The following is a 14,818-nucleotide window of genomic DNA, read 5'->3' on the forward strand; positions in this document are numbered from 1 at the left end:
ACCTCATCTCCCTGAAACCATTTCCAATACTTCCCGTATAGGAGTATAAGTAAATCTTATATTAAGGGGTGTTTGCCATGGAACCATTTGTACTGCCAGAACCTGATCGACGAAGACCCTCCTCCCTCCCGCCAGGCTTGATGACCAAAATCGTGATCGGCCTTGTCATCGTTCTCGTCCTTATTTTCGGCTCTTCCACTTTCTACACGGTACAGGAGCATGAGAAGGCGGCTATTCTAACATTAGGTAAATATACGACCGAGAAGGAAGCTGGACTTCACTTTAAACTCCCTTTTCCCATTCAACAAGTAATTGTATTACCTGCCAAAAAGACACAACGTATCCAAATCGGCTTCCGTGAAGCTAATGGCAAAATTACGCCCGTCGAAGAAGAAGCGATGATGATTACCGGGGATGAGAATATTTTGTCCGCTGATGCCGTGGTGGAATGGAATATTAGTGACATGCGCAACTATTTGTATAATATTGATAATGCTGAACTATTCCTACGCAACTCCGCGAGTGCTGCGATTCGTTCGGTTATTGGAGCGACAGCGCTAGATTTTGCTATTACCGAAGGTAAAACCGAAGTCCAAGGCAAGGTCAAAGAGCGTTTGATTGAAATGCAGACGAAGTATCAAACGGGCATCCATATTGTCGATTTGAAATTCCAAGATATTGAGCCGCCAGCAGGCGATGTGCAGAATGCTTTTAAGGATGTAACGAATGCACGTGAAGAGAAAAATACGAAGATTAACGTGGCAACGAAATACGAAAATGATATCCTTCCTCGGGAGCGCGGTAACGCGCAGGCACTAATTGAGAATGCCGAAGCTCAGAAGAAATCACGGATTTTGAATGCACAGGGGGATGTTGCGAAGTTTAATGCCCTGTATGCGGAATATGCCAATAATAAATCAGTAACCGAGAGCAGGCTTATCATTGAGACGTTAGAAAAAATATTGCCGAATGCCAAAATTTTCATCAGCGACAGCACCGGCGAAACTGTTAAATATCTACCAATTAATGAGCTGTTGCGTACACCTGCTGCTGCAACAGGTACGACTGGAGGGACTGCGAAATGACCACACAAAATAAATGGATTCTGAGATCCATCCTTGGTGTCGTTCTCGTCTTTTTCTTCCTGATTTCCATCTTTATTGTCAAAGAAGGCCAATACCGCGTCGTCCTCAAATTCGGGGAAGCTGTTCGTATCCAGACAGAACCTGGTATTCATTTTAAAATCCCCTTCATTGAATCGGTTCGTACACTTCCTAAATACCAGATGGTGTATGATAGCAAGCCTACTTCCATTCTGACCAAAGATAAGAAGCCGATCGAAGTGGATAACTATACGGTATGGCGCATTGATGATGCGCAGCAATTCTTGCGCACGATTCAATCGATCACTGGCGGGGAAGAGCGGATTGATGCCGCTGTGTACAACACCGTTCGACGGAAGTTGTCGGAGATCAATTACAGCGATATTATCAGCGAAAATACGCAGCGCGGGAATTTGAACGATGAGATTACGAAGGAAGTTTCGGATTTGATGGAGCGCGATAACTACGGCATTCAGATTGTCGATGTGCGCATCAAACGCACGGATCTACCTGAGTCCAACAAACAAAGCGTATACAAACGGATGATCTCTGACCGTCAATCCATTGCCGCGAAGTACTTGTCCGAGGGCGATGAGGAGTCGAAGAAAATCACCTCCAAAGCCGATCGGCAAGCAAGCGAGTTGATCGCACAAGCGCAAGCGGATGCGAAGAAAATTGTCGCCGAAGGCGAGCAAGAAGCCGCTAAAATTTATAACTCCGCTTACGGCCAGGACCCTTCTTTCTACAATTTCTACCGTACGCTGGATAGTTACTTGGTGTCATTCAAAGGGGAGCCTGTCATTATGCTGCCGATTGATTCTCCGTACACGAAAATTTTACTTGGTAAATAATTGAGGTCTATGTAAGAGCATGTCATCTTCGGATGGCATGCTTTTTTTGTTTATGTCCTTAACCTTCCTCTAATTGACTCTTATCTTCTATTACTTGTTCTGCTACAATTGTAAGATCATCATCACAATCGGCTTACTACCGCACTCGTTCTGAGCTGGTCACGAAAGGATGTTCACCTAGATGCTGCCTCAGTTGAATCGCCAATTAGAAAAGATCTTGCCGCTCATCACACCTCTCAGTGTTCTTATCGGAGTTCTGCTCGGAAGTCACTTATCTGGGTTCACCTATTTGTCGCCATGGTTGTTTGCCTTCATGACGTTCTCGGGGAGTATCTCTTCGAGTTTCAAAGAATTCATCAAGGTTGTCGTTCAGCCACTGCCGCTTCTGACTACCTTATTCATTCTGCATGTCGGGATGCCGCTCATCGCACTCGGACTCGGTCATGCTGTCTATCGTCACGAACCGCTGACAATTACGGGACTTATTCTGGCCGTGGCCATTCCTACTGGGATTACAAGCTTCGTGTGGGTGGCGATTTATCGCGGCAATATCGTACTCACGCTGTCGATCATCCTGATGGATACGATTCTCTCCCCTTTTGTCGTGCCATATACACTCTCTCTGCTCGTCGGCACCAAGGTGCAGCTCGATACGTTCGCGATGATGAAAGGCTTGTTCTTCATGATCGTCGTTCCTTCTCTCATCGGGATGGGGCTCAATCAGTGGACGCGGGGTAAAATTAAGGAGCAATGGGGAGGCCGTTTAAGTCCATTTTCCAAGATATGCATGGGTATCGTTGTCGCGATTAATAGCTCTGTCATAGCTCCGTACCTCCGGGATTTCAATGCGAAGCTGCTCGGGTTAGCAGGCTTTGTACTAGTGGTGGCCTCACTGGGCTACATGATCGGTTGGCTTGTCGCTAGACTGTTCCGCTGGGAACAAGATGTCGTGGTTGCTCTTACTTTTAACAGTGGTATGCGTAATATTAGTGCGGGTGCAGTCCTCGCTGTTGCTTATTTCCCGCCACCTGTAGCGATTCCTGTCGTACTCGGCATGTTGTTTCAACAGTCACTTGCTTCTCTCTTCGGTTATCTCTTAAATCGAACGTATGCGTTGAAAAGCGACCCGCCTAGGTTAAACGTTAATGGCGTTAAACAGATGTAAGTAAAGACTGCTCAGCGTGTGCTGAGCAGTCTTTATTTGGGCCTATTTTATTTCGAGAGGCGGCTAAACATCACATACGAATAGATAATCGGAATGAAGGAAGAGATGAGGATAGCCGCAATAAAAATGCCGATGGCGACGGAGCTCGCTAAGAACGCTGCAATGAAAGCGACAATGCCTCCGACCATCATCAGCGGTCCACCTAACCGATGCGTCTTTCTCCATATTTCTTCATTTGCGAGTGTCCAAGGTGTCCGAATGCCGAACGTATAGTTGGGCTTCACTTGCGTCAAAAAGTTCCCCATCACAGCAAACAACACGCCCAGCAAAATCATCGTGATTTTCTTAAAGTCCAGGCTGTACCCCAGATTAAAGAAAATGATTGCCCAGCCAACAACGGCCAAGAGAATGGTTACGCCGAATCGCGTTACCTCAAATGCCGCAGGAAATTTCTCGAAATTGGCTTTCTTCGGATCAATCGCTCTCATAGCACGCATAAACAGCGGCAGCAGACCCAGCAGTACCAGCATGAGCAGCGACATTTCTTTGCTCATCGTTCCGTTTACTTCATTATTCACACCGAAATGGCTCGCCATCGTATCCGGAAGTCTGCTATAAAGTATAAAGCCCCCTATCGCTGGCGAAAGGCTGATTACAAGCAACAAGATTTCCTTCCATTTTTTCATGACGACTCCTCCTTATCTTGTTTGTTAAGAATGTTAAACATCCATCCGATGACATCTTCAACAACTGTCGTGTGCAAGGTATATAGGATATGTTGTCCATGACGTTCATCCATGACAAGTCCCGCCTGTTTGAGCAGATTCAAGTGATGTGATATGCTCGGCTTACTAATCTTGAAATGATCAGCAATATCACCGGCATTCATACTCTTTTCTCGCAGCAGTTGTAGAATTTCACGACGAGTCGGATCCGCTAGCGCTTTAAATGCCTCGTTCAAATGAAAGCTCCTCCTTATTTAGATATTTGTCTAAATGTATAATCAAATAGTACCTCTATTTTCCCAACCTGTCAACTGGCATATACCTCATCTATTTTGGCTATTCGCCCATGTAGGTTTATAATAAAGACCATACATTACTTCATGCACCAGACAGGATGGATTCACATGAACGATAAAATTGTAATGCCCGTTTGGACAATCGGCTTGTTCATTGTGGTTATGAATACGACGATGTTCAACGTCTCGATTCCCAGTATTATTCAAGATCTCAATATCACGGCAGATCTCGGATCTTGGGTTATTTCCAGCTATTCCATTGGCTACGCCTTATCTACGGTTATCTATAGTAGACTCTCGGATGTAGTTCAGATTCGTAAATTGCTCACGGCAGGACTTATTGTACTCGGACTTTCCTCCGTATTCGGACTGTTCGCAAGAGAGTTTCACACCCTGTTGGCGGCACGTATTCTCCAATCCGCAGGCGCAGGTGTGATGGCTGGACTTGGCTTGGTTCTCGCCAGTCGCTACATCCCGATTGAACGAAGAGGCTCGGCGATTGCGATGATTTCTGCGGGGAGCGCGATGGCCTTCGGACTTGGACCGATCGTTGGCGGCATCATCAGCGAATATTGGGGCTGGAATGGATTGTTTGCTATAACCTGCCTAGTCTTAGTCATTCTCCCTGTTCTCTTGCGCTTGCTTCCCAAAGAACAGCCTGTTGCCTTCCGCTTTGACATGCTAGGAGCGCTGCTAACCGTAGTGAATGCTGCATCTTTGCTGCTCGCAGTTACGCAGCTTTCTGGTCTGTGGCTGGCGATTAGCGGCCTCTCCTTTGCTATACACGCGTGGCACTTGCGACGATCTAATGACACGTTCATTAATCCGTTATTATTGGTGAATCCAGCCTTTCGGAAACTTGTGTTCATCGGGTTCTGCATCCTAGTTCTGAACCTCGGCAATCTATTTCTCATGCCACTTGTTCTTGCCAAGGTGTTCCACCAATCTGCCATGACCATCGGTTTAACGATTGCGCCAGGAGCGATTCTATCTGCGTTCCTAACCCGCTTCGTCGGCCGCTGGATTGATCGGTTCGGCAATCTGCGGTTTCTGTATATCGGCCACGGGCTGTTAACTCTGGTCATGATCGCATTCGCAACGTTGCTTGGCGCTTCCCCTCACGTCGTCATGATCGGCTACCTTTGCTTCTCGCCTGCCTTCTCCGCGACAATGGCATCGTTAAATAATGAGACTTCACGCATCATGCCGAAGCCTCTAATAGGCTCTGGCATGGGGCTCATGCAGCTGATCCAATTTTTCGGAGGATCCATGTCTGTCGCGATATGCGGCATTCTACTCGAAGTTCAGCGGAATACCTCGCTCCTACAGTCGTACAAGCATGTTTATGGTTTGTTGATCGTCGTCGGTCTTTGCTCGTTCGGAATGCTGCTGTGGTATGGGCTGTCGAGGATGCAGACGAGAGCCGAGGATGGCTCAGCAGCTAATTAGCGGGGGATACATGTTCCGTGCATGGAGAAAATACCGCTGAAGTCCTTCTTCGCGTATAGGCGACTACTGTTATTAGATCGATACATAGACCATATTAGCTGGAAAAAGTACATCTATTTATGCGTAATTCCTTCAAAAATTTGATTTAACTGTAAATTATGTAGTTAAATCCCCTTCTTTTGCGTCGTATTAGGTAAAAATCTTAATATTACATGTAGGTTTCCATCTATTCTGCGTTTGCTCGAACAATCGCGAAATTTAACTGTAGATTTTCCATCTAAACTCTCTGACCCGTTGAATAAAGGCACCTTCATTCCCATCTTGGGAGTGAATGGTGCCTTTTTGAGCTAATCCCAAATGACACTTCCATACACTTTTTTTGGCTCATCTTCACAACTTATTATCCATTTAATAGTAGAACATACTAGGTGATTGAAAAATCAAATAAGGATGTGACAGACGATGTGGAAAAAGATGATAGCACTAGGCATGGTGGCTATTGGTTTACAAAGTAGTCTAGGAGCTCCTAAAGGAAACGCTTATGAATATGAAGATACACCAACGGAAGTCGCGGACGGGATCCATATCCCCAGAGCGCTAACCCTGCTTGAAGACATTCCCTATTATGTAATTCCGAATGCCCTGTTGAACAAAGCGGAAGGGTCCCTCTCTCCACAAACTGTTAAGGTTATTGAAGCCGAAAACCATTGGTCAAGCGCTTGGAATTGGTGGAAAATTCATACCGACATGGGAGATCGATGGATTAAAACCGCGCCATGGCAATTCGATGCCCCGCCCCCAGCAACAATCAATTTGATGAGCGAGACGCCTCTTTATGCGAAGCCATCGGTTAATAGTCAACGTACAGCAGCTCTTTCCCCACAAGAGGTCACCGTCGTTGACGCGGAAAAAGGCTGGTTCCGGAATAGCTCGGGTACAGGCGAGGTTTATAATCCGAAGAAGTGGCTCAAAATTCACACAACCTGGCTAGGAGATCAATGGATTCATTTGAATCTAGATGGGATCGGCACCTTTCACCCAGCAGATCAAATGAGCTATTATGCAAATACTTACTATAACCTTAAGCCTCAATCTGATTATCAAACGTATCAAACAGATGGGATACTTTCGAAACAATTTGCCCATGTAACTGGTAAATTCCGTTCATTGCTCGGAACATATTATCAGCTTGAAACAGACGATGGTGTGAAATGGGCATTAGGTGCCGGACAACCAATTGTAGCCGACACTACAATCATTCGGCGAACACATCCAAGTGCCATATATACGTATCCTTCCTCTCAGTACGAAGATGAGCCCAAGTTGATTCTTACAGGAGACTTACCTGCCTATGAGAAAACGTATAACGAGTACATCACGAACTATGGCTATGACGGTGATTGGTATCACGTTCGCACCGCGCAGGGTGAGGGTTGGTTTAATCCGAAGTTTGCTGAACCTGAGGATGCTGTCGCGGAGACCGCAACGATACAGCTTAATTCTCCTGTCACGACGCTTTTTCGATATCCGAATACGGGAATCATACTCAATCATGGACAGATCGGCCCACAAACGCTTCATCCCCTTGCAGCTTGGACCGACCCGAATGGCGTCCGTTGGTTTCAAATTAACTCATTCGTCGGTAAAGCTTGGATTCAACTTTCAACCTATATGGATAAGTTGACCCTGAAGGATCGCGAATCGGATATAGTTATCCAGAGTGATACTTCCTACCAAGGCGCTTTCAATCAGAATGAGGCAGGTGCTTATACTTTCGGGAATGAATCTATCGGATACGACAATAAGCAAGGTGAACCGTTCCTAGATACAGCCTTTCTGGCAGGCATCTATCACTTCGATCTATCCGGGCCAGATGCCGCGGGCTGGTGGACGCTAAAGAACGAATCTGGATATGCTTTTCAAATAAAAGCAGGTGAGCCGCAAGTTAGAACCCTCTGGAACGGTAAATTAGCTAAGCAGTTGAAGCTTGCGTCTTCACCGAATTCTCCTAATGATCAAGGCTCGCCCTATCTGAGTCTTACTGATGTAAGGGCATTGTTTGGGGCGACCACGAGCGTCACCATGGGCTACAATAATAACAAAGTTGTCACACTGAGTTCTCAGTTGTATAAAATTGGAAATAATTTACAGCTACCCTCTCAAGCTGTTGATCAGCAACTTCATCTATCAGGGCTTGTCTATGAAAATCGGTACCTGGAGTACAATAGCATCAAACCAGCCCTGCAAATCAAGATTAAGCACCGCGATTTGGACGAAACCGCAGCAACTGAATCAGGCGCCGCGATGAAATTCCTGTATGACTTGAGCTATAACAATGGGCTCTATGATCTTTCATTGGACCATCCACTCCAGCCAGGCATGAATCATGTAACGATTAGCTTCCAAGTCGCTGAACGAATAATTTTGCAGCGGGATTGGGATATCATGAATTCGACGAAATAAGCCCGAAGTATAAGAAAACAACCTCACTAGAGCCCGCCGGACGACGGAGGGCCTCCCTAGCGCACATGTTATGTGCGCTAGGGAGGCCTCTTAGGTTTCATCACCAATATGAAAGCAGTTTATGGTGCCCGGAAACTTTCTAACTATAGCAAGAAAGCAGGTTGCCTCGGCAACCTGCTTTCTCATACTACCGACAATCAACCTCGCCTCCACTCACGCTTCAGCATGCCATACACTATGAGGTCGATGTAATGGTCATTCAGCCATGCGGCATCCCGAATCTGTCCTTCCCTTGTAAACCCTAACTTCTCAGGAATGGCCCTGCTCTTGAAGTTGGTCTCCCCACATCTGATTTCAACTCGGTTCAGGCCCAGATCGTTAAACGAATAATCTACAAGCCACTGACAAGCCCGTGTCATGATACCGTGACCTTGAAATCCTTCTCCTAACCAGTAGCCTAAACTCGCACTATGATTAGCCCAACTAATCGGGTGAAATCCTACACAGCCTGCAAACTCATCTTTGAACCAAATGCCAGCAGTAATGCCATGATTGGATGCCTCTTGATTTTGACAATGCTGAATAAAACCTCTTGAATGATCGCTATGCTGCGTCGCATCCACCCAAGGCAACCACTCTCTCAAGTACTCTCGACAGCTGTCGGTGAGTAGGAATAGCGCTTCAGCATCCTTGGGTTCAAGCGATTTAAGTGTAAGATCAGCATCCAGTTCAATGCGCATGTCTTCTTCCCCTCCAGATACAGATACGTTCTTAAGTCGTTCCCTTCGCATACACAGCAAAAAATAACATCATTTCTCCGATGATTACGTAATTCGGCATTTGGAACATCAGGTCCAAACCAAGAAAGACAACGAGTAATCCTAGAAATACGACTAAATGCCCTATCTTTAATCGTTGATGCGGATGTCTATATTTGTGAAAGACTAGAGATGTTGAGAAAAAGTATAGAAGCACAGAACCGAAAATAAAGCTCAACATAAATCCATAGTTCAACTGCTCCAAGAATAACAACTGGATGGAAGCGGCCATCATACACAGGGATAAATAGATAAATAAATGGCCATAGATGATCGTCTGGCCCGCCGTCTCGAGATCTTTGTTCACTTTCTTCTCGACGTTCTCGAAATATTGCCACCACATCGCAATGATGAGCAGAAAGGTCATAGATGCAAATAGAATGGATTGCCATGTCCAATCGCTCGACTGCAAGACGGTCAATATGCTAATGACTGATTCTCCCAGTAGAATCAACGTAAATAGCGAGAACCGCTCCAATAAATGATGTGTATTTATAGGGCTTCTCACCAAGTACTTTCGACCCCATAGTGGGAGCAAAATATCGACCATAATTCCCACATATAACACCGCGTAACGAATCCATGAGTCAAAAAACAAGGAAAGTGCCGAAATAGCCAACCCGATCCAAAAACGGCTGCCTAGATAACGTGCAGTAATCCGTCGATGATCTTCTTCTTTCTTGTGTACAGCCAAATATTGAATCGCCGTCATCGCTCGCAAACCTAGGTAACCGATCAGAAAAGGCACGAAATACTGATCAAAATCAACCGACAGGCTCGCCGTCATAATTAACACGAAAAATAATTGCAGTATGAGGAAAACGCGATGGGAAGTACTGTCCCGTCCAAATCGGTTGACGAATAGTGACTGCCCCACCCAAGCCCACCAAATAGGGACAAAAATTAGAACAAATTTGCTTAAATACTCCAGCGGGATAGTGCCATGATGCACATGTACCAAGACATGACTTGCTTTGGAAACCGCTGCAACAAAGAGCAGGTCGTAGAATAGCTCAAGCCAGGTCACTTTTTTCTCGACCATAGCTTTGATGTGATGCAGTCCTGGTGTGTGATTGTTCATTTGTGGGCTCCTTTACTTATTTTCATCGTAACAAGTTTACGTGGTTAACAATCTTTATCACGTGCTCAAACCTAGATTCTCATGAATCTCATCCGTAATATCGATTCCCGCTTGCTGAAATGCCATAAGAATAGCACCAGTGACTGGTTCATATCGCGGCTGCTGGACCGCATAAGACTTTCCTTGCTTATTTGCTTTGGCTATTTCATTTTCAAGTCGCTGCATCATATACGGACTGCGTGCAACACTACCGATCAGTGCCAGACGTATACAATCGGAAGCAAATTGTGATCCGACAAGCCGGACTGCAGTAATGAGCTGAGACACTCCTGAATTACACACCTCGATAGCCAAAGGACTACCTGTAGCAGCAGCGACTGTTACCAGTTGAGCCATGTCACCAAATTTCATATTACATGATTGATGGTCGGAAATGAAACCAGTGGAAGCTAATTTACCAAATTCCTGCATATCCGAGACTCCCCAATAGGTAAAGACCTTTGTAATAAGCTCTTCATCTTCTAAGTCATAGCTACCTGCAAGGATACGATAGACGGTTTCGTATGAAAGGTGCCTTGCCGTCGAGCTGGCATACTGCCGAAAGTCATAGTTTCTCAACTGCTCCCCGTTTTCATTAATACCAAAAACAACAGACCCCGTCCCTGAAATAGCAATAATCCCAGGCTCTCCACCAACTGCTCCGACTTGTGCGATCCACGCATCACTAACTGCACGCTTCGTTCCATTCATCCCATCGATATCGATAAAATCGTCACACCAAGCCTGATCCTCTGTCCGATCCAATCCGGCAAATCCAGCGACAAGTGAGATAATGTCGCCTTCATTACATCCTACTTTGGCTAGTAGGTTTGCAATCGCTGCTCTCACATGCTGTTTGGCATGAGGATCCTTATGTAAATTTGCAGCACCTGACCGTGAATGGGCTAAGACATGCCCCGTTGTGTCCACGGCTACTGCTCTTGTATGTGTTCCTCCACCATCAATGCCAATTACGATGTTCTTCTGCATTCCCTTGAATTCCTCCCCTATAAAATGCCGTCTCCACGTATTCGAGATAAAAATGGATATTCCTGTAGCTTAAAAAAGCCGCTCCCCTAAGAGGAGGCAGCTTCGTCGAACAATCTCATTTAAATAAAGGAACAGCCTCTGCAACGATGTAATAATGAACGCCAGCTTGCGCCATATCCTTCAAGCAATCGGCATAAAGCCTAGCACACCGTGAAATTATCCGTAACTTCCGTTCGATATGACGTTGCACCTGCATCCAATAAGCCTTGAAATATGGGTACCTTGTCTATCTTCATCATACATCATAGCGCAGCCATCAACCATTCTCGTTCCTCCGCTCCAACGGCATACATCAAGTGAGCAAGCACTTTCTTCTGTTCCGGATTTAATCGCGCAAATACCTTGGGCTCCGCATGACACAACGCACGAATCGCAGCTTCGAGTTCCTCCCGGCGGTTAGCTGCCTCAGGATCACCGGTGAACGTCGGAAACGCCTTCGCTTCCGCAAATTCCTTGATAACAGCATCGGATAATTTCCGCAGATAGGGCTTCCTTTTCTCACTAATGAACGTCGCTAGCTCATCCAATAGATATTGAAAAGCGTCACTTTTGCGGCTCGCACCGAATGTAAACGACTGCTGTCCACTCAGCTCCTCATGGCTCCAATCAAATTGATCAAATAACTTACTCTGAATATAGACACTATGGTAAAAGGAATCCCCTTTATTGTTAAACGTTGTGGGCTGTTTATGCTGCTCATTCAACTTCGAATCAATGAAATATAGCTTCGAATACTCATGATTCATACGATCTTCCCAACGAATGTACGTAATTCGAAATTTCGTCTGTGACATCGGATGCACGAATTGGAAAGTTTCCTTTTCTGCAATCAAACTAGTGTAGTTCAACGGTTCACCATCAATACGAATTGTGTAGGCCTTGTCCGCATGGAGTTCTAAGAACCACCCGAATTCTCTACTCAAGTATGCTAGAAAATCCTGGGCCACGAATTCCTTAATAATATGGTTAAATGTGACGGTCGTCCCTCTGTCCTTATCCGTTAGATCAGGCTTGGTCACGTGATAGGCATCCAATTGTTTGGCTTTAATATGAATCTTATACGTATTCTTGAGCAGGAGACCATCCTCGTACGTGGTTTGCCATATCGCTTCCGAAGCAAAGTGATGGAACGTTAAGCGTCCTATCCCATTTTTACCGTGCATCGCTGAAGTTGTTCGCCCCCGTTTATCTGGGTCCACAGCTTTCTCCGATTCATAGAAAGGCGTAAACTTTCCCTCTAAATCTTTGAGCTTAATCCCATAACCGTTGTCTGCAATTTCGATTTGATCCACGCCGTCTAGTATGTTTTTATGAAGAGTTATGTCTACCGCCGTAGCCTCAGCGTCGAAACCGTTCCAAATGTATTCGGCAATAGCTTGCAAATAATCAAACTTACGGAGCGCTTTTTCGATACCTTTTGAGGATATTCTAATGTTGTTCATGGCGATCAACCCTTTCTTCATGGTCTGCTCGTACTCATACGTTAATCATATTGTAAATAGCTCATTTCGTATGTCGATTGGTGTCCTCCTTCTCCAAGTCTTTTTCGACAAAAAAAGCCGCAACTATGCGGCTTCTTTCTTTTACTACTTTTATACAATTAATCCGTTGTAATAAACCAATCCGCTTTTTGTGAAGCAAGCAGTTTTCGTTGGCCTTGGAACTCATCGTAAATATGAAGCGTATATTGCTTTAAAAATTGTGTTTTGAAAATTAATCCGGGATCTGCGATCGATATTTTGAAATTTTCTCGTTTACCTAGCCGAATCTTATCATCTTCATCCGCTGTAGAATCTCCATTCATCACGTCAAAGTCCTTGAAATCAAACTTTTTCTCGAAACGCTTCTCGCCACCGCCATCTTCAAAAACGAGTAGTAGGTTATGGCCTTCGGTATTGATCTCAGTCAGCTTTTCCTTCGTCAATTCATAATTGAATTTCAAAGTGAACGTGCCGTCTGCAATGGAGGTGCTAATATTATTCATCGAAATCGTATAAGGAAACAACTCGACATTGGCCAGTGTCGTCGCAACATTCGTTTTCTCATCAGGCAACTTGTAGGCAATTGGGTTTACATAGGAATCAGGTATAACTTTCTCACCTTCCGACAGAGCACCATCTGTCACTGCTTCACCTAGTAGTAAGGTTAAATTGGTTGTAGAGTAACCTTTGGGTACGGATGCCCAAACATTTAATAAACCCTTGCCTGTCGGGCTTATTTTGTTCTCTATCTCTGCTATCGTTGCCGGGAACACGGTGCCATCCGCCGATCGGAAGTTGGCAACAAGTTTAGGTACTGTAGTGAACCTTTTCTCCAAATTGGTAACTTCGACCATCGCAGAGTACATGATATTTGTTGTATCCCAATAGGTTGATACGCCACGAATCTTATACTTCGATTTACGCCCGACCTCATTCGTCGTATAGAACTGACCCTCATCAATGGAAGGTATGGCTTGAAAGTCATCTTGGGTTGCGAATTCAAGCACGTCCGTTACTGTCGCACTGCTGGGATCTGTACCAACGGAAGGTGATCTCTCTTCCTCTTCTTGAAGAACTAATTTAATCTGAGAAAATCCATACGTATAAGGTACTTTCCCAACGATTTGCAAATTCACTCTCGCATTTGCTCCCAAGCCAATCACTTTAGCGGTCTGTACCAGTTTCGCATTGATTTTCACGGCACCATCAAGTAAGAAATAGCCTGATAACTTTGGAATCGGCAAAGGATCTTCCCCAGGATTACTCAGCGTCAGATCAGCTGTCAGGAGGTCCTGATCTTCCCAAGGAAGTCGGCGCAGCGCATTCAGCTGTGCCTTATAGACGCCGGATTTGCTCGTGAAAGCATACTCTTTTCCAATCGATCCTTCTTCCCCTTGGGTAGTCGTAGGTAATTGGAATGCAGCAATTGGGACAGTTAGCTTTAACTCTGAGATATTCTCAGCTACAGTCAACTGCCAATGGTCTGCAGCGACAGAAACAGGGATTGAACCTGAGAGTTGAATTTCCTTGCTTTCCTTCGGGTTTATTGTTAATTCTTTTGCTCCTTTCACCTCCAGTGGATACAGAAGCCCCTCTGATGTACGTATCGAAAATAGGTAGGAAGGAAGTGTTGCTGTATGATTCCCAACGTTTTCTACTGTCAAATTAATTGTTGGAACGTAGTATTTCTCATTTTTATTGTTCATCCACTTTTTAATGGAAGCATTTAGTTGCATACCGCTAACTGAAATTACGGAAGCGCCGCCTGAGGGGGTTACGTCTGTGAAGGTGTCTGGTACAGCTACTTCACCCAATACTTGTTCGAAATTGGACTGACTGAAATCCCATTTGATCAATTGAACGACAAGATCCTGCAAATTCGTATCTGAATTAACTATTGCATAATAGTTCAAATCGATTGTAGAACCAGGGGCAACACTTTTCTTATCCCGATCCGCAGGTAACAATTTGGCTACGAATTGATTGCCGGACTTACTTCTTAACCGTGCCCAATAATCAACAACCTGCAGTGCAGAACTGCTATCATTATGAATGGATACTGTGAATGTTGCCACTTTACCGTTTTGACTCGGGAGAACATGAATCTGTTCCAGTTGAAAGTAACTGTTTGCTTTTATATTTACCTTATCCAGCACAACAGTATCAGCAGCCAGATTCTCACTGGCATGTGCAGGGGAAACCATCCCTAGCAGCAGTGCTGCCACAAGGGATATCTGTAGTACGCTTGTATGGCGAGTCTTTCTTTTCATTTTGTTAACCTCCTAAAGCAGAAACCA

General features: G+C 45.1%; 12 protein-coding genes. 5 read left to right on the plus strand and 7 right to left on the minus strand.

From position 1 onward, the window contains the following. Positions 1 to 77: 77 nt before the first annotated feature. From hflK to A8708_RS09725, 3 genes are all read left to right on the plus strand, one after another. Positions 78 to 1,085, plus strand: a complete 1,008-nt coding sequence (gene hflK / locus A8708_RS09715; RefSeq protein ID WP_068663280.1) for an FtsH protease activity modulator HflK — start codon at positions 78 to 80, stop codon at positions 1,083 to 1,085. Beyond that, positions 1,082 to 1,954: a protease modulator HflC gene (gene hflC, locus A8708_RS09720; RefSeq protein WP_068663281.1), complete on the plus strand. Its 873-nt coding sequence runs from the start codon at positions 1,082 to 1,084 to the stop codon at positions 1,952 to 1,954. The genes hflK and hflC overlap by 4 nt, the downstream gene beginning before the upstream one ends. 181 nt (positions 1,955 to 2,135) lie before the next feature. Beyond that, complete coding sequence (locus tag A8708_RS09725; protein ID WP_068663282.1) at positions 2,136 to 3,119, plus strand: bile acid:sodium symporter family protein; 984 nt, start codon at positions 2,136 to 2,138, stop codon at positions 3,117 to 3,119. Between the two features lie 47 nt (positions 3,120 to 3,166). On the opposite strand, the gene A8708_RS09730 is transcribed toward A8708_RS09725, so the two are convergent. Together A8708_RS09730 and A8708_RS09735 are read right to left on the minus strand one after the other, a co-directional pair. Then, positions 3,167 to 3,805 carry an SdpI family protein gene (locus A8708_RS09730; RefSeq protein WP_068663283.1) on the minus strand — a complete coding sequence of 213 codons (639 nt, stop codon included), beginning with the start codon at positions 3,803 to 3,805 and terminating at the stop codon, positions 3,167 to 3,169. Further along, complete coding sequence (locus A8708_RS09735; RefSeq protein WP_068663284.1) at positions 3,802 to 4,080, minus strand: autorepressor SdpR family transcription factor; 279 nt, start codon at positions 4,078 to 4,080, stop codon at positions 3,802 to 3,804. Before A8708_RS09735 ends, A8708_RS09730 begins: the two co-directional genes overlap by 4 nt. A 168-nt stretch (positions 4,081 to 4,248) precedes the next feature. Between A8708_RS09735 and A8708_RS09740 the strand changes: the two genes are divergently transcribed. After that, complete coding sequence (locus A8708_RS09740) at positions 4,249 to 5,589, plus strand: MFS transporter (RefSeq protein ID WP_068663285.1); 1,341 nt, start codon at positions 4,249 to 4,251, stop codon at positions 5,587 to 5,589. Between the two features lie 462 nt (positions 5,590 to 6,051). Then, positions 6,052 to 8,052 (plus strand): hypothetical protein, encoded by a 2,001-nt coding sequence (locus tag A8708_RS09745; protein WP_068663286.1) that lies wholly within the window; start codon positions 6,052 to 6,054, stop codon positions 8,050 to 8,052. Between the two features lie 197 nt (positions 8,053 to 8,249). Here the strand turns inward: A8708_RS09745 and A8708_RS09750 are convergent, their stop codons facing one another. The 5 genes from A8708_RS09750 to A8708_RS09770 form a co-directional block, all read right to left on the minus strand. Continuing rightward, a complete protein-coding gene (locus A8708_RS09750) occupies positions 8,250 to 8,792 on the minus strand; it encodes a GNAT family N-acetyltransferase (RefSeq protein ID WP_068663287.1) in 543 nt (180 codons plus the stop codon). 31 nt (positions 8,793 to 8,823) lie between these two features. After that, positions 8,824 to 9,912, minus strand: a complete 1,089-nt coding sequence (locus A8708_RS09755; RefSeq protein WP_068663389.1) for a low temperature requirement protein A — start codon at positions 9,910 to 9,912, stop codon at positions 8,824 to 8,826. A 96-nt stretch (positions 9,913 to 10,008) separates the two neighbouring features. Further along, entirely contained in the window at positions 10,009 to 10,980 is a 972-nt protein-coding gene (locus A8708_RS09760; RefSeq protein WP_068663288.1) for a BadF/BadG/BcrA/BcrD ATPase family protein, read from the minus strand. A 302-nt stretch (positions 10,981 to 11,282) separates the two neighbouring features. Beyond that, positions 11,283 to 12,482, minus strand: a complete 1,200-nt coding sequence (locus tag A8708_RS09765; protein ID WP_204787499.1) for an ATP-binding protein — start codon at positions 12,480 to 12,482, stop codon at positions 11,283 to 11,285. 158 nt (positions 12,483 to 12,640) lie between these two features. Next, positions 12,641 to 14,791: a hypothetical protein gene (locus A8708_RS09770; RefSeq protein ID WP_068663290.1), complete on the minus strand. Its 2,151-nt coding sequence runs from the start codon at positions 14,789 to 14,791 to the stop codon at positions 12,641 to 12,643. Positions 14,792 to 14,818: the final 27 nt, after the last annotated feature.

The organism is Paenibacillus oryzisoli, from assembly GCF_001653565.1.
Taxonomy (GTDB): Bacteria; Bacillota; Bacilli; order Paenibacillales; family NBRC-103111; genus Paenibacillus_E; species Paenibacillus_E oryzisoli.

Coding starts and splice junctions, on each gene's coding strand:
- A8708_RS09755 (WP_068663389.1), bottom strand. CDS start 9,912: ATGGTCGAGAAAAAAGTGACCTGGCTTGAGCTATTCTACGACCTGCTC.
- A8708_RS09765 (WP_204787499.1), bottom strand. CDS start 12,482: ATGAACAACATTAGAATATCCTCAAAAGGTATCGAAAAAGCGCTCCGT.
- hflC (WP_068663281.1), top strand. CDS start 1,082: ATGACCACACAAAATAAATGGATTCTGAGATCCATCCTTGGTGTCGTT.
- A8708_RS09750 (WP_068663287.1), bottom strand. CDS start 8,792: ATGCGCATTGAACTGGATGCTGATCTTACACTTAAATCGCTTGAACCC.
- A8708_RS09730 (WP_068663283.1), bottom strand. CDS start 3,805: ATGAAAAAATGGAAGGAAATCTTGTTGCTTGTAATCAGCCTTTCGCCA.
- A8708_RS09770 (WP_068663290.1), bottom strand. CDS start 14,791: ATGAAAAGAAAGACTCGCCATACAAGCGTACTACAGATATCCCTTGTG.
- A8708_RS09740 (WP_068663285.1), top strand. CDS start 4,249: ATGAACGATAAAATTGTAATGCCCGTTTGGACAATCGGCTTGTTCATT.
- A8708_RS09760 (WP_068663288.1), bottom strand. CDS start 10,980: ATGCAGAAGAACATCGTAATTGGCATTGATGGTGGAGGAACACATACA.
- hflK (WP_068663280.1), top strand. CDS start 78: ATGGAACCATTTGTACTGCCAGAACCTGATCGACGAAGACCCTCCTCC.
- A8708_RS09725 (WP_068663282.1), top strand. CDS start 2,136: ATGCTGCCTCAGTTGAATCGCCAATTAGAAAAGATCTTGCCGCTCATC.
- A8708_RS09745 (WP_068663286.1), top strand. CDS start 6,052: ATGTGGAAAAAGATGATAGCACTAGGCATGGTGGCTATTGGTTTACAA.